Source organism: Staphylococcus sp. EG-SA-17, from assembly GCF_017151845.1.
Lineage (GTDB): Bacteria > Bacillota > Bacilli > Staphylococcales > Staphylococcaceae > Staphylococcus > Staphylococcus aureus.
The window spans coordinates 134,944-150,975 of record NZ_JACVZO010000001.1; the positions used below are offsets into that span (position 1 = coordinate 134,944).

The following is a 16,032-nucleotide window of genomic DNA, read 5'->3' on the forward strand; positions in this document are numbered from 1 at the left end:
ATAATGAGAGTAACAGAGTTATTAACAAAAGATACGATAGCAATGGATTTAATGGCAAATGACAAAAATGGTGTTATTGATGAGTTAGTAAATCAATTAGACAAAGCAGGTAAATTAAGTGATGTCGCGTCATTTAAGGAAGCGATTCACAATCGAGAATCACAAAGTACAACTGGTATCGGTGAAGGTATTGCTATTCCACATGCCAAAGTGGCAGCAGTTAAGTCACCAGCTATTGCATTTGGTAAATCTAAAGCAGGCGTAGATTATCAAAGTTTGGATATGCAACCAGCACACTTATTCTTTATGATTGCAGCGTCAGAAGGTGGTGCCCAAACACATTTAGATGCTTTAGCTAAACTATCTGGTATTTTAATGGATGAAAATGTTCGTGAGAAATTATTACATGCATCGTCTCCAGAAGAAGTGTTAGCAATTATTGATCATGCTGATGATGAAGCGACAAAAGAAGAAGAGGCAGAAGCTGAAGCACAACAAGTTGCAGCTGCAGAACAATCATCTAAACAATCTAATGAGCCATATGTATTAGCTGTAACTGCTTGTCCAACAGGTATTGCACACACATATATGGCACGTGATGCATTGAAAAAGCAAGCGGATAAGATGGGTATTAAAATTAAAGTAGAAACGAATGGTTCAAGCGGTATTAAAAACCATTTAACTGAACAAGATATTGAAAATGCAACAGGTATCATTGTTGCTGCAGATGTTCATGTTGAGACGGATCGATTTGATGGTAAAAATGTCGTAGAAGTACCAGTCGCAGACGGTATTAAACGACCAGAAGAATTAATTAATAAAGCATTAGATACAAGTCGTAAACCTTTTGTTGCTCGTGATGGTAACAGAAAAGGTCATTCAAATGACAACCAAGAAAAATTAAGCCCAGGTAAAGCATTCTATAAACACTTAATGAACGGTGTTTCTAACATGCTACCACTTGTAATATCTGGTGGTATTTTAATGGCAATCGTGTTTTTATTTGGTGCAAACTCATTTGATCCGAAAAGTTCAGATTATAACGCGTTTGCAGAACAACTTTGGAATATCGGTAGTAAAAGTGCATTCGCATTAATTATCCCAATTTTATCTGGTTTCATTGCACGTAGTATTGCAGATAAACCTGGATTCGCGTCAGGTCTTGTAGGTGGTATGTTAGCAATTTCAGGTGGTTCAGGATTTATTGGTGGTATTATTGCAGGTTTCTTAGCAGGTTACTTAACACAAGGTGTTAAAGCCATGACACGTAAGTTACCACAAGCATTAGAGGGATTAAAGCCGACATTAATTTACCCACTATTAACAGTGACAGCTACAGGATTATTGATGATTTATGTCTTTAATCCACCAGCATCTTGGTTAAATCATTTGTTATTAGATGGATTAAACAATTTATCAGGTTCTAATATTGTATTATTAGGTTTAGTTATTGGCGCTATGATGGCGATTGATATGGGTGGTCCATTCAACAAAGCGGCATATGTTTTTGCAACAGGTGCGTTGATTGAAGGTAATGCAGCACCAATTACAGCTGCAATGATTGGTGGTATGATTCCACCGTTAGCAATTGCGACAGCGATGTTAATTTTCAGACGTAAATTTACAAAAGAACAACGTGGTTCAATTATCCCTAACTATGTGATGGGTATGTCCTTTATTACAGAAGGTGCGATCCCATTCGCGGCTGCCGATCCATTACGTGTTATCCCTTCAATGATGATTGGGTCAGGTATAGGTGGCGCAATCGCTTTAGGTTTAGGTTCTCGAATTACTGCGCCACACGGTGGTATTATCGTAATTGTCGGTACGGATGGTGCACATTTACTGCAAACACTTATTGCACTTGTAGTAGGTACATTAGTTTCAGCGCTAATTTATGGACTTATTAAACCAAAGTTAACTGAAACAGAAATCGAAGCTTCAAAATCAATGGACGAATAGTTTTAATGATTTAAAATGATTGTTAGCAAAGAGCTTCATATTAAGTTGTATGTTCAATGAATATATGTTAGTTTTATTTATCGTGTTAACGGTAGTTTATATAAAGCTGTAAAAACACTTTCTATTAATTCAGTTTTTATGAATTGATATGAAGGTGTTTTTATTTTTAGATAAATGAATGAAGAAATAGACACCACAAATGTATAGACTTTTTTAATATTTTGCAAAAAGTTATGCCAAACGAAGCAGATATAGTAAAATATGAGTGTCTTAAAGTGAAAATTTATAAATAAAGAAGGGTTTATACGTGTCAGAATTAATTATATATAACGGCAAAGTTTATACTGAAGATGGCAAAATCGATAATGGTTACATTCATGTGAAAGATGGACAGATTGTTGCAATTGGAGAAGTAAATGATAAAGCAGCAATTGATAATGATACGACAAATAAAATTCAAGTGATTGATGCTAAAGGTCATCATGTATTACCAGGTTTTATTGATATACATATTCATGGTGGTTATGGTCAAGATGCAATGGATGGGTCATACGATGGCTTAAAATATCTATCCGAAAATTTGTTGTCTGAAGGGACGACATCATACTTGGCCACTACAATGACGCAATCTACTGATAAAATAGATAATGCACTTATAAATATTGCTAAATATGAAGCGGAGCAAGATGTTCACAATGCAGCGGAAATTGTAGGTATACATTTGGAAGGGCCATTTATATCTGAAAATAAAGTTGGTGCTCAACATCCGCAATACGTTGTACGTCCATTTATCGATAAAATTAAACATTTTCAAGAGACTGCTAACGGATTAATAAAGATTATGACGTTTGCACCTGAAGTTGAAGGTGCAAAAGAAGCGCTTGAAACGTATAAAGATGACATTATTTTTTCAATTGGTCATACAGTGGCAACATACGAAGAAGCAGTTGAAGCTGTTGAGCGAGGAGCTAAACATGTCACGCATTTATATAATGCAGCGACGCCATTCCAACATAGAGAACCAGGTGTTTTTGGAGTAGCATGGTTGAATGATGCTCTACATACCGAAATGATTGTTGATGGCACACATTCTCATCCGGCATCGGTTGCAATTGCTTACCGTATGAAAGGTAATGAACGTTTTTATTTAATTACAGATGCAATGCGTGCAAAAGGTATGCCTGAAGGAGAATATGATTTGGGTGGACAAAAAGTAACTGTTCAATCACAACAAGCACGTCTTGCAAATGGTGCGCTTGCTGGTAGTATTTTAAAAATGAATCATGGGTTACGTAACTTAATATCATTTACAGGTGATACATTAGATCATTTATGGCGTGTAACAAGTTTAAATCAAGCCATTGCATTAGGTATCGATGATAGAAAAGGTAGTATTAAAGTAAATAAGGATGCAGACCTTGTTATTCTAGATGATGACATGAATGTAAAATCTACAATAAAACAAGGTAAGGTTCACACATTTAGCTAATAGATAATCATAATTAAATGTATGCAATAGATTTAATCTGTTAACATAAGCACTTTATATTATGATAAAATAGAAGCAATAACATTTTTTTCTGGGGGTGTCTAAATGGGAAGGCGATAACATGTAGTTGTAATTTAAGTCATAGTGATAAATTTGAATGCGTGTTACCCATGAGTGACACATATAACATGGAGGTGAATCCCTAGAAATAGGGAATTAATTGGAAACTTCGACCATAATTAGTTTGATTATATTTATTCTATTAATTGCATTAACCACTGTATTTGTTGGTTCAGAATTTGCATTAGTAAAAATTAGAGCAACAAGAATTGAACAGCTAGCAGATGAAGGAAATAAACCTGCTAAAATAGTAAAAAAGATGATTGCTAATCTAGATTATTATCTTTCTGCTTGTCAGTTAGGTATAACAGTAACATCTTTAGGGTTAGGTTGGCTTGGTGAACCAACGTTTGAAAAGCTATTACACCCGATATTTGAAGCAATCAATTTACCAACTGCATTAACGACGACGATTTCGTTTGCAGTATCATTTATAATCGTTACGTATTTGCATGTAGTACTTGGTGAATTAGCGCCTAAATCTATAGCGATTCAACATACTGAAAAGCTTGCTTTAGTATATGCAAGACCATTGTTCTATTTCGGTAACATTATGAAACCATTGATTTGGCTGATGAATGGTTCTGCACGTGTTATTATTAGAATGTTTGGTGTAAATCCTGATGCCCAAACCGATGCAATGTCAGAAGAAGAAATCAAAATTATTATTAACAATAGTTATAATGGTGGAGAAATCAACCAAACTGAATTGGCGTATATGCAAAATATCTTTTCATTCGATGAAAGACATGCAAAAGATATAATGGTACCTAGAACTCAAATGATTACACTAAATGAACCTTTTAATGTAGACGAATTACTAGAAACAATAAAAGAACATCAATTTACGCGTTATCCAATTACTGATGATGGTGATAAAGACCACATTAAAGGATTTATTAACGTCAAAGAATTTTTAACTGAATATGCTTCTGGAAAAACTATTAAAATAGCAAACTATATACATGAGTTGCCAATGATTTCAGAGACAACACGTATCAGTGATGCATTAATTAGAATGCAACGTGAACATGTACATATGAGTCTTATTATAGATGAATATGGTGGAACGGCAGGTATTTTAACGATGGAAGATATTTTAGAAGAAATCGTTGGGGAAATTCGTGATGAATTTGATGATGATGAAGTGAATGATATCGTTAAAATTGATAATAAGACATTCCAAGTAAATGGTAGAGTACTATTGGATGATTTAACTGAAGAGTTCGGTATAGAATTTGATGACTCTGAGGATATTGATACGATAGGTGGATGGTTACAATCTCGTAATACCAACTTACAAAAAGATGATTACGTGGATACAACTTATGATCGCTGGGTTGTTTCAGAAATCGATAACCACCAAATTATTTGGGTGATGTTAAACTATGAGTTTAATGAAGCGAGACCTACTATCGGACAGTCTGATGAAGATGAAAAATCAGAATAGATAATAATATATAAACCAACTAAGAATGATTTAATTCATTTTTGGTTGGTTATTTTTTTGACTAAAATTAATGAAAAGTGAAAATAGTATTGGAACTTAATATCTTTAATGATTTAATGAATATTTTTTATTGAAAGCGATAATTCGTATTAATTGAGTTTGTTGAAAAAATTAGGGTAATGTAAAGATATAAAAGATACATAGATTGGAGAGATATAAAGATGTTGAATGAGATACAAATATTAAATAATGGATACCCGATGCCTTCAGTTGGATTAGGTGTTTATAAAATCTCTGACGAAGATATGACTAAAGTTGTAAATGCTGCAATTGACGCAGGCTATAGAGCGTTTGATACTGCATACTTTTATGATAATGAGGCTTCACTAGGTCGAGCATTAAAGGATAATGGCGTCGATAGAGAAGATTTGTTTATAACAACGAAGTTATGGAATGACTATCAAGGTTATGAGAAAACATTCGAATATTTCAACAAATCGATTGAAAATTTACAAACTAATTATCTTGATTTATTTCTAATACATTGGCCTTGTGAAGCAGATGGTCTATTTTTAGAAACATATAAAGCTATGGAAGAACTTTACGAGCAAGGTAAGGTAAAAGCAATAGGTGTATGTAATTTTAATGTTCATCATCTAGAAAAATTAATGGCTCAATCAAGTATCAAACCAATGGTGAATCAAATTGAGGTACATCCATATTTTAACCAACAAGAATTACAAGAATTTTGTGATCGTCACGATATTAAAGTGACTGCATGGATGCCTTTGATGAGAAATAGAGGACTACTAGACGACCCTGTCATTGTTAAAATTGCTGAAAAATATCATAAAACACCAGCACAAGTTGTATTGCGTTGGCATTTAGCACACAATAGAATTATTATTCCAAAATCTCAGACACCTAAACGCATTCAAGAAAATATAGATATTTTAGATTTTAATTTAGAATTAACAGAAGTAGCTGAAATTGATGCTTTAAATAGAAATGCAAGACAAGGTAAAGATCCAGATGATGTGAAAATTGGGGATTTAAAATAACTGGATGTTAAATTTTACGTTTATGAATGCCTTTTAATGTGTACATTAAAATAAATGAGTTGGTTTTTACTATTTGATAAAACAATACTCAGGTACATTCAAAATCTTTTAAATAAAAAGGATGGACATAGATGAAAATTAGAGTCGTCATTCCTTGTTTTAATGAAGGGGAAGTCATTACACAAACACATCAACAATTAACTGAAATACTTTCACAAGATAGTAGTGTGAAAGGCTATGATTATAATATGCTTTTCATAGATGATGGTAGTACGGATACCACTATAGATGAAATGCAACATCTTGCCACAATAGATAGACATGTCAGCTATATTTCTTTTAGTAGAAATTTTGGAAAAGAAGCAGCTATGATTGCAGGTTACCAGCATAGTACTGAATTTGATGCAGTCATCATGATAGATTGTGATTTGCAACATCCACCTGAATATATTCCGAAAATGGTTGAAGGTTTTATGGAAGGCTATGATCAAGTGATTGCAAAGCGTGATAGAAGTGGTGAAAATTTTAGTCGCAAAACATTAAGCCATTTGTATTATAAGTTAGTTAATTGCTTTGTAGAAGAAGTACAATTTGATGATGGTGTTGGTGATTTTAGACTTTTAAGCCAAAGAGCTGTTAAATCCATTGCATCACTTGAAGAATATAATCGATTTTCAAAAGGGTTATTTGAATGGATAGGCTATAATACTAAAGTGTTTACGTATCAAAATGTTGAGAGACAAAAAGGTGAATCTAAATGGTCATTTAAAAAGTTATTTAATTATGGTATTGATGGATTGATTTCCTTTAATAGTAAACCTTTGAGAATGATGATTTATCTTGGTTTATTTATCTTTTCAATAAGCGTTCTATATATTATCTATTTATTCATCAATATTATGATATCTGGTGTTAATATTCCGGGATATTTTTCAACGATTGCAGCTATTTTATTATTAGGCGGCATACAGTTAATTTCAATTGGTGTTGTAGGTGAATATATTGGCAGGATATATTATGAAGTTAAGGCACGTCCTAAATATATTATTCAAGCTACAAATCTTTCAAGTATTGAAAATGCTGAGAAGGATACCCATAAAGTTTATTCTAAATAAACAAAAAAAGAAGCCCTCATTAATGGGAGCTTCTTTTTAGTCTTTGCATTTTATTTTATAAATAAATCGGATTATGACGTAATGTCTAATTTGTGTAATGTCACAGTCATCGTAGTTCCTACATCTATATCACTGCTTACACTGATTTTTGCGTTATTTTGTTGCGCGAGTTCATTAGCTATATATAAGCCTAATCCAGAACCACCCGTTTTTGTATTACGAGAGTTTTCTACTCTGAATGTACGTTCGAATATACGTTCTTGTAGTTCTGGTATAATGCCAATACCTTCATCGCTAATAGCAATGTCGATAGTATCTTGATCTTTGTTTTCACTAATATTAATATCAATGCGACTACCAACATTTGAAAATTTTAGCGCATTATCAAGTAAGTTTGTTAAAATACGCTCAAGTGGCGTTCGATATTGATAAAATGCATCAATTTCGCTACAGAAATTCACTTCTAATGTGCGGTTTTCATGTTTGATACGTTGCTCATATGGTTGCAATATTGATACAAGTAATTGGTCTAGTTGTATTAATTCTGGGGGATATGTTTTACCTGTATTTAAAGTGATAATATGAGTCATATCATCAAATAATGTTGATAATCTGTTTGCTTGTTTAATTAATATGTCGTATGACTCTTTAATCTCATGATCCTTTGTGATTATACCATCACGTAGTCCTTCAGAATATGAAATAATGCTTGCTAAAGGTGTTTTTAAATCATGGGCTAAGTTTTGAATCAGTTCTGTTTTTTCTTGTTGTTCGGATTTAATTTGATTCATTTGTTGCGTAATTTCAGAAGCCATTTTATTAAAAGATTGATTTAATTCATAAATTTCTTTTGGTGAATTAAACGTTTTATCATTGCTTGCGTAATTTCCGTTAGCAAATTGCTTAGTTTTTATATTAAACTGCTTAATTTTTTGTATAAGTGGATTAATAAAAATACTACATATTAATAAGGTTAAACAGCTTGTAATTATTGTCGTTAAGGTCAAAGTTAGTGTCATATGGCCGTTAAACCACATTAAAATATATGCAATTGCTAAAATAGTTGAAGTTAATAGTATACTCGATACGACGCCAATAATGATTTGACTTCTAATTGATAACACCATTATCGGCTCCTTTCAAATTTATATCCTAATCCCCATACAGTTGTGATGGTATATGTTGTAAAGCTCTCTTTTTCTAATTTTTCTCTAATACGGTGTATATGGACATTCACGGTATTAGCATCTTCGTAATAGTCATATCCCCAAACTTTTTCAAGTAATTCTGATTTAGAAATAACTTCATTTTCTCTAGAAGCTAAATACCACAATAACTCAAATTCCTTAATACGCATAGGGACTTCGTGACCATTTACAGTCACAACTTTACTTAAGTTAATAAGTGTTAATTCATCAAACGACAGTTGTTCAACTGGTTGATGATGGTATTTCTTCATTCTTGTAAGTAAATTATTAATACGTAAAACGAGTTCCCTTGGACTAAATGGTTTTTTGACATAGTCATCTGCACCTAAAGTTAAGGCGTAAATGGTATCATGTTCTTGTGTTTTGGCAGTTAAATAGATAAAGGGGATATCTAATTTTTGCCTTTTCATTTCTTTGACAATGTCGTAACCATTAACTTCTGGCATCATGATATCAAGTACCATGATATCAATATCATTTGATAGTAAAGAAATTGCTTCTTTACCGCTAGTTGTCGTTGTTACTTTGTAACCTTCATATTCAAAATAGGTTTGACAAATGTCTACAATGTCTTGTTCATCATCCACGATCAGTAAGTGGGTCATCTATTTTTTCACCTCTGTTCTTACGACCTCTAAAGTAATTAATGATTTCTTTAAGTGAAATCTGTTTTAACAATGAGTGACTCATTAGTAAAAGGATAAAGAAAGTTAATTGAAGAGGATACGTAAATATCATATCTGCTAAGATATAATTTATCATAACAAAGGCTCCAAAGAAACTAGCAGCATATGCAAAAACTCCAAAAATTAAACCTAATCCAATTGCAATCTCTCCAAGTGGAACAATAATATCAAATAATGACGTCGTATGTGCAACTATATTTGCGAAAAACCACTTATACCACTCTGGTGAATCAGTATTGTTAGCTATGACTGGGACTAAACCTTTCAGCGTAAATCCGCCCGTTAATTTTTCGTAGCCTTGCATTAACATAACAATACCTGAACCCACACGAATGATAAATGTAACGAGTAGCAATAATTTATTCATGATGTTCACATTCTTTCTATTTATTGTGTGTAATTTATATAAACATAAGATTAAGCAACATAATGCGATTTGTAGTGTTATGTGAACAGGAAGTGTTTGAGCTCATGGGCTGCTTAAGCTAAACAAACCTCAAGCTCTAAAAATATTTACTTATGTGCTCTACAATCTTATGGGATTTAATAGTTGTATATATATTGAAAAAAGGAAAGTATGATTTCTACAAGCTAGGGGGGGCTGTGAAATCATACGCTTTCCATTGAGTAATGAGTGTAATGTATATTTTTAAAATTTGTAATGTATAGTAATAGTATGTTGTAAATAAAAGTTTAACTCAGAAATTGATTATTTTAATTTAGCGCCGCCGAAGATGACGTGAGCTTTTTTACAATAGATTGTTACTTCATCATATTTGCTTAAATCTACATTTTTAAGATCAAATGTTTGTTTTTCTTTATCGTAGTCAACCATTGCGATTTCTTTACCGTTTTTAATGTCGCCATTTTTTGTTAGGTAGACGTATAAATCTGGACCTTTTGATGATTTGTAGTTAGTAAGCATTAATTTACCATTTTTAATCTCAGCTTTACCTTCAACAGTTTCACCGTTTTTAGAACTGAATGTACCTGTTAGGTGTTTTGTTTTATCAGTTTTAACATTGCTGTCTTCTGACTTTGTTTTTTGTTCAGTTTTGTTACCTTGATCTTGTGAATTAGAATTACCACAAGCGCCTAAAGTTAATACAGCGGCAACAGCACCAACTGCTAAAAAATATTTTGTATTCATGCTAACTCCTCATTTCTTCAATTTGATAAGTTAAGTTTAAAATGAAGGCAAATAATATGCCATTAACTAATTCTTAACTTCGTTTAAATATCGCTTAACTAATATTGAAGAAAGAATAATTTGAAAATGAAAATAATTGTCTGATTTAAATAAATAGGAGGCAAAATAAGAAGAGGGCGGTTTTTTAAGTAAGAAAATATTTATCTAAACTAGTTATCACTATAAAACACTTCTGATATATCGAACTAAGAATATCAGAAGTGTTTTATAGTTTTGGTATTAAAATTTATAAACCTTTTGCCACAATAAAAACAACAAGAAAATAAGATAGACGATTAAATACAAGTACCAATATGGTGTTAAAACCATCATAACGATAAATGAAATGTTAATAATGATAAGTCCTTTAATCATTAGTTTCTTTATTTTGTTATTATTTTCAGCAGTTTCATCTAAGTTATTAAATGTTGAAATAAACAACATAATACCACCAATGATGAAAATGGCAGGGGCTAAAAATGGAATAGACATATATATTGATTGTGTACTTGAAAAGTCGGTAACACGTTGTGTTAAACTGACAACAATCGTTAATATGATAGCAATAAATTTTTGGTCTGTAATGTATACAGGTTTTAATTTTTTATCAATGTAAAACTGTAGTATCGTCCAAATGATAAACATTGTTATAGTACACAGAGTAATAAAGTTATATTTATCAATTATGAATGTATTTATAAAGGCGTTTATCGTAATAGATAACAACATTGCACTTAATGATAAATGTTGCATTTGATGCCTATATAAATTGAATCCAGTTATAAGTATGACGATAGCAATATTAATTAATATATATACAATCATGATGGACTCCTGTTCGTTATACTTCAATCAACTATTATATCAATTAATATATTGTTATTCATTAGATATGACTTGTAAAAAGTAAAATAAGTTATCCTTTATACACCTTTTTTATTACTCCAAAGTAATGTATGAAGTTGTGGTAACACATAAACGTGATTCATATCATTACTTTGCATAACTAAATCCACCAACTGCTCGTAGCGTTCTAACAACTTTTCGGTATGATTATCTACGCTGTCTGATAAATATGGGTTACCAACTTGTAAATAGAAGGGAATATTTGGATAACGGTGGTGTATCATTTTGGCAAAATCATAATCTTTATCATCGAATACAACTACTTTTAAGTTTAATGAGGAAGGTACACATTGTGTAATCACTTCATCTAACTTTTTTAAATCTGGTGTCATAGTTGAACTTGGTGGTTTTGGACTAATCGTTAAATCATCAATTTGTGTCATCCAAGGTTGGAATTTACTGCCTTGTGTCTCCAGTGCGCTGAAAATACCTTTATCTTGAAATAAGTTAACTAACTCTTGGATACCTTTAATTAATGCTGGGTTACCACCAGAAATTGTAACGTGGTTAAATAAATCGCCACCAATACGTTTTAATTCATCATAAATTTCTTCAGCGGTCATGAGTTTTATATCGCCTTTAGCACTACCATCCCAAGTAAATGCAGAATCACACCAGCTACAGCGATAATCACATCCAGCTGTTCTCACAAACATCGTTTTTCTACCGATTACTCGACCTTCACCCTGAATGGTTGGGCCGAATATTTCGAGTACAGGAATTTTAGCCATTAGTTACACCTGTTCCTTTGGTCTAAATACGACATAACTTGTTGGTGTTTCTCTTACAAATACTTGAATACATTTTGGTTGGTGTTCGAGCGATGCCAAATTTTCTTTAACAATTTGATAAATTGTTTCCGCTACGATTTCAGTTGAAGGGATTTTGTTTTTAAAAGCAGGTAAGTTATTTAACAGTTGATGGTCAAATTTACCGTGTATCATCTTTTTCAAATGGCTAAAGTTCACTAAGAAGCCAGTGTCATCTAGTTTATCACCGACAATTGTTAAATTAACAAAGTAAGTATGACCATGGACATTTTGACAAATACCTGCTTCTTCACATGGAATGTGATGTGCAGCTGAAAAATTAAAATCTTTATTTAATTCGAATTGATATGGATGCGTTGTACTAGGATAGATTTGTTGTAACATTTTAAAGCGCTCCTTTACTTTCAAGATATTGATTTAGTCCACGTTGACGTAAATGACAAGCTGGACATTCACCACAGCCATCCCCAATGATACCGTTATAGCATGTTAATGTTTTTGTACGAATATAATCTAAAACTTCGAGTTCATCACTTAATTTCCACGTTTCTGCTTTGTTTAACCACATTAAAGGAGTATGAATGACAAAATCTTTGTCCATAGCTAGGCTTAATGTTACGTTCATTGATTTTATAAAACTATCGCGACAGTCTGGGTAGCCTGAAAAGTCTGTTTCACATACGCCTGTAATAATATGCTTAGCCCCAATTTGATAAGCTAGAGCGCCTGCAAACGACAAGAAAAGTAAATTTCTAGCTGGAACAAATGTATTAGGTATACCATCTTCATTATTAGTAATTTCCATATCATGTTGTGTTAATGCGTTTGGAGTAAGTTGTGATAATAATGACATATCTAAAACGTGATGTTTCATTCCTTGATCTTGTGCAATTTGTTTTGCGACTTCAATTTCAGTATCATGTCTTTGGCCATAATTAAACGTTACGAGTTCAACTTCTTTGAAATGTTTTTTTGCATAAAAGAGACATGTTGTACTGTCTTGACCACCACTAAAGACAACGATGGCTTTTTCATTATTTAATACACTTTCCATTTTGTAATTGCTCCTATCATTAATAATATTAATAAAGAGGTTAATGGCATTGATAAGCCCGTTTTTAATTTATAAAATAAAAAAAGCCTATCTCCATAAAAGATAGACGAAAGAAATGGGTTGCTCCTATAATATATATTAAAGGTTTACCAACGAATGTTTGAAATTTCAATGTCTAGTTTTTTATAGAGGGTTTCAGCTAGGAACCTCTGATATTCATTTATGTACGATGAATAGAATATACCATATATTAGTTAAAATCAAGGTCAGGATAATGACAATGCTTTTAAAGTTTTAGCTACATCCAATACATATTATAAAAATAAAACACATTTAGAACGGAGTATACAATGATTCTAGTCATAGATAATAATGATTCATTTACATATAATTTAATAGACTATATTAAGACTCAAACGAAACTAACAGTTCAAGTTGTTGGTATTGATAATCTGCTGATAGAAGACGTCATTAATATGAAGCCAAAAGCAATTGTTATTTCACCTGGGCCGGGTAATCCGGATGATTATCCTATCTTGAATGAAGTGTTAGAACAATTTTATCAGCGTGTACCTATACTAGGTGTATGTTTAGGATTTCAATGTATCGTGTCTTATTTTGGTGGAAATATCATTCACGGCTATCATCCTGTACACGGACATACTACACAGTTACGCCATACCAATGAAGGTATTTTTCAAGGACTGCCTCAAAATTTCAATGTAATGCGTTATCATTCATTAATTGCTGACGGAGCGACTTTTCCAAATTGCTTAAAGATTACAGCAAAAAACGATGCAGCGATTATTATGGCATTTGAGCATATTAGATTTCCGGTTTTTGGTGTGCAATATCATCCTGAATCTATTTTGAGTGAATACGGTTATCGACAAGTTGAATTATTTTTATCGAAGGTAGGTGATTACTGTGAGAATAGAATATAATTATCGCTACTATTTAACTGAAAATGAATATAAGCAATACCATATTCAATTAAAGGGATTTATAAAGAAGTATGTTGCTACTAAGTTGGCTGATGTGGGAGAAGTGATACACTTTGCACAAGCGCAGCAACGACAAGGTAGATATGTCTCGTTATATTTAAGTTACGAAGCGGCAAAGTATTTTAATCATGTTATGTGTACACATTCATTAGCTAAAGATGATATTTATGCAGTAGCTTATAGTTTTGAAAAAGCGGAAAGCATAAATTCAACATATGAACATCAAACTTCTTATGTATCAAAGCATCATTTTTCATTTGTTGAATCTTCTGAGGTTATGATGACTAATATTAAACGTGTCCAACAAGCAATTGTCGAAGGCGAAACGTATCAAGTGAACTATACGGCGCGCTTAACAGATAACATTTATTATCCTATTAGTACTTTATATGAACGATTAACTCAATTTAGTAATGGTAATTATACTGCGTTATTACAAACAGATGAAATCCAAGTAGCGTCTATCTCACCAGAATTATTTTTTCAAAAAGGACAATTTAACAATGTCGATAACGTTATCATAAGCAAACCGATGAAAGGGACAATGCCTAGAGGAAAAACGGAAGCTGAAGATCAACAGTATTATAAAACATTGCAAACTTCTTCGAAAGATCGTGCAGAAAATGTCATGATTGTTGATTTACTAAGAAACGATATAGGGAGAATATCACAGAGTGGCTCAATTAAGGTGTATAAACTATTTTTTATTGAGGCATATAAAACTGTATTTCAAATGACTTCGATGGTAAGTGGAACTTTAAAAAATAATACAGACTTAACTCAAATTTTAACATCGTTATTTCCTTGTGGTTCGATAACAGGTGCACCGAAACTGAATACAATGAAATATATTAAACAATTAGAAAGTTCACCTCGTGGTATATACTGCGGAGCAATTGGACTATTACTTCCAACTGAAGATGATAAAATGATTTTTAATATTCCAATTCGTACTATTGAGTATAAATATGGACAAGCGATTTATGGAGTCGGAGCAGGTATTACAATTGATTCTAAGCCAAAAGATGAAGTAAATGAATTTTACGCAAAAACCAAGATTTTGGAGATGTTATAATGCAATTATTTGAAACAATGAAAATTGATAATGGACATATCCCTAGACTTACTTATCATACTAATCGCATAAAATGTTCTTCTGAGCGATTAAACTTTAAATTTGATGAACATGCATGGCGAAATGAATTAAACGATGTAACAACAAAGTATCACAGTGGCCAATATAGACTTAAAATCGTATTAAATGCTGAAAGCGAATTTGAAACGATAGTGTCACCTTTACCTGAGAAAAGTAGTTTTACAGCAAAATTTCAAGTGTTGCCCAAAGCAGTTAATCCAACTTTTATAAATAATAAAACGACAGAACGAAAGCATTTAGCACACAATCATGAAACAGATTTAATATTGCTAACTTCAGAGGACGGCAAGGTCCTTGAATTTGATATTGGCAACATTGTCATTGAAGAGGATGGAAAATGGTACACACCAAGTTATAAAGATGATTTCTTAAAAGGATGCATGCGTGATTATTTAATAGATAGTGACAAACTTGTTGAAAAAGACTTTAATAAAAACGAATTGATTTATAAATATCATAACAATGAGATACGTTTATTTTTGATAAATAGTTTACGAGAGGTTGCCGATGTCCACCTTTGCCTTTAAAATTAGTATGATAATAATGTAGAAAACGAAGTGAAAACAAATTTAAAAATTAAATGGGGCCAAATATGATTATTGTTTATATTGTGCTGTTGTTAATTCTTGTATACGTAAATTATCGATTAGTGAATCGATTGCTATCTGAAAATAGAATATATGTTGTTCGTTTGATAGCAACAATTACTACTGTTATAAGCTTTATCCTTGTATATGCATTAATTCACGAACTCATGCCTTTTGTTGTGCGAGCAATGGATTTAATGTATCATCAGTAAATTTAGTTGAGTAGATAAAATGAACTATTCAATCGATTCTATTAATTAAAAATGAAAGTAAAG

Annotated in this window: 17 protein-coding genes; 9 read left to right on the plus strand and 8 right to left on the minus strand. The window is 32.1% G+C overall.

The window, feature by feature from the left end:
- Positions 1-3: 3 nt before the first annotated feature.
- The 5 genes from IDG65_RS00700 (at position 4) to csbB (ending at position 7,197) form a co-directional block, all read left to right on the plus strand.
- Positions 4-1,962: a PTS fructose transporter subunit IIABC gene (locus IDG65_RS00700; RefSeq protein ID WP_001266549.1), complete on the plus strand. Its 1,959-nt coding sequence runs from the start codon at positions 4-6 to the stop codon at positions 1,960-1,962.
- Positions 1,963-2,269: 307 nt separating this feature from the next.
- Positions 2,270-3,451, plus strand: a complete 1,182-nt coding sequence (gene nagA, locus IDG65_RS00705; RefSeq protein ID WP_001292252.1) for an N-acetylglucosamine-6-phosphate deacetylase — start codon at positions 2,270-2,272, stop codon at positions 3,449-3,451.
- A gap of 220 nt (positions 3,452-3,671) precedes the next feature.
- On the plus strand, positions 3,672-5,021 hold the full coding sequence (locus IDG65_RS00710; RefSeq protein ID WP_000450258.1) for a hemolysin family protein: 1,350 nt from the start codon (positions 3,672-3,674) through the stop codon (positions 5,019-5,021).
- Between the two features lie 221 nt (positions 5,022-5,242).
- Complete coding sequence (locus IDG65_RS00715; RefSeq protein WP_000931242.1) at positions 5,243-6,082, plus strand: aldo/keto reductase; 840 nt, start codon at positions 5,243-5,245, stop codon at positions 6,080-6,082.
- Between the two features lie 131 nt (positions 6,083-6,213).
- The gene (gene csbB / locus IDG65_RS00720; protein ID WP_000702790.1) at positions 6,214-7,197 is read left to right on the plus strand and encodes a lipoteichoic acid-specific glycosylation protein CsbB; all 984 of its coding nucleotides are present in this window, start codon (positions 6,214-6,216) and stop codon (positions 7,195-7,197) included.
- Positions 7,198-7,268: 71 nt separating this feature from the next.
- Here the strand turns inward: csbB and saeS are convergent, their stop codons facing one another.
- The 8 genes from saeS to queC form a co-directional block, all read right to left on the minus strand.
- A complete protein-coding gene (saeS, locus tag IDG65_RS00725; protein ID WP_000244415.1) occupies positions 7,269-8,324 on the minus strand; it encodes a two-component system sensor histidine kinase SaeS in 1,056 nt (351 codons plus the stop codon).
- Entirely contained in the window at positions 8,324-9,010 is a 687-nt protein-coding gene (saeR, locus tag IDG65_RS00730) for a response regulator transcription factor SaeR (protein ID WP_000149344.1), read from the minus strand. The genes saeS and saeR overlap by 1 nt, the downstream gene beginning before the upstream one ends.
- Complete coding sequence (locus IDG65_RS00735; protein ID WP_001037805.1) at positions 8,985-9,458, minus strand: DoxX family membrane protein; 474 nt, start codon at positions 9,456-9,458, stop codon at positions 8,985-8,987. Before IDG65_RS00735 ends, saeR begins: the two co-directional genes overlap by 26 nt.
- A gap of 342 nt (positions 9,459-9,800) precedes the next feature.
- Positions 9,801-10,241: a DM13 domain-containing protein gene (locus tag IDG65_RS00740; RefSeq protein ID WP_001093556.1), complete on the minus strand. Its 441-nt coding sequence runs from the start codon at positions 10,239-10,241 to the stop codon at positions 9,801-9,803.
- 279 nt (positions 10,242-10,520) lie between these two features.
- A complete protein-coding gene (locus IDG65_RS00745; RefSeq protein WP_000637680.1) occupies positions 10,521-11,105 on the minus strand; it encodes a hypothetical protein in 585 nt (194 codons plus the stop codon).
- Between the two features lie 98 nt (positions 11,106-11,203).
- Positions 11,204-11,917 carry a 7-carboxy-7-deazaguanine synthase QueE gene (gene queE, locus IDG65_RS00750; protein WP_001062973.1) on the minus strand — a complete coding sequence of 238 codons (714 nt, stop codon included), beginning with the start codon at positions 11,915-11,917 and terminating at the stop codon, positions 11,204-11,206.
- A 3-nt stretch (positions 11,918-11,920) separates the two neighbouring features.
- Complete coding sequence (gene queD, locus IDG65_RS00755; protein ID WP_000941336.1) at positions 11,921-12,340, minus strand: 6-carboxytetrahydropterin synthase QueD; 420 nt, start codon at positions 12,338-12,340, stop codon at positions 11,921-11,923.
- Position 12,341: 1 nt separating this feature from the next.
- Complete coding sequence (queC, locus tag IDG65_RS00760) at positions 12,342-13,010, minus strand: 7-cyano-7-deazaguanine synthase QueC (RefSeq protein ID WP_000446724.1); 669 nt, start codon at positions 13,008-13,010, stop codon at positions 12,342-12,344.
- Between the two features lie 350 nt (positions 13,011-13,360).
- Between queC and IDG65_RS00765 the strand changes: the two genes are divergently transcribed.
- The 4 genes from IDG65_RS00765 (at position 13,361) to IDG65_RS00780 (ending at position 15,969) form a co-directional block, all read left to right on the plus strand.
- On the plus strand, positions 13,361-13,954 hold the full coding sequence (locus IDG65_RS00765; protein ID WP_000604513.1) for an anthranilate synthase component II: 594 nt from the start codon (positions 13,361-13,363) through the stop codon (positions 13,952-13,954).
- Positions 13,938-15,089, plus strand: a complete 1,152-nt coding sequence (pabB, locus tag IDG65_RS00770) for an aminodeoxychorismate synthase component I (RefSeq protein WP_001217795.1) — start codon at positions 13,938-13,940, stop codon at positions 15,087-15,089. Before IDG65_RS00765 ends, pabB begins: the two co-directional genes overlap by 17 nt.
- Positions 15,089-15,697 carry an aminotransferase class IV gene (locus IDG65_RS00775; RefSeq protein WP_001175772.1) on the plus strand — a complete coding sequence of 203 codons (609 nt, stop codon included), beginning with the start codon at positions 15,089-15,091 and terminating at the stop codon, positions 15,695-15,697. Before pabB ends, IDG65_RS00775 begins: the two co-directional genes overlap by 1 nt.
- 65 nt (positions 15,698-15,762) lie before the next feature.
- On the plus strand, positions 15,763-15,969 hold the full coding sequence (locus IDG65_RS00780; protein WP_001790169.1) for a hypothetical protein: 207 nt from the start codon (positions 15,763-15,765) through the stop codon (positions 15,967-15,969).
- The last annotated feature ends 63 nt before the right edge of the window (positions 15,970-16,032 follow it).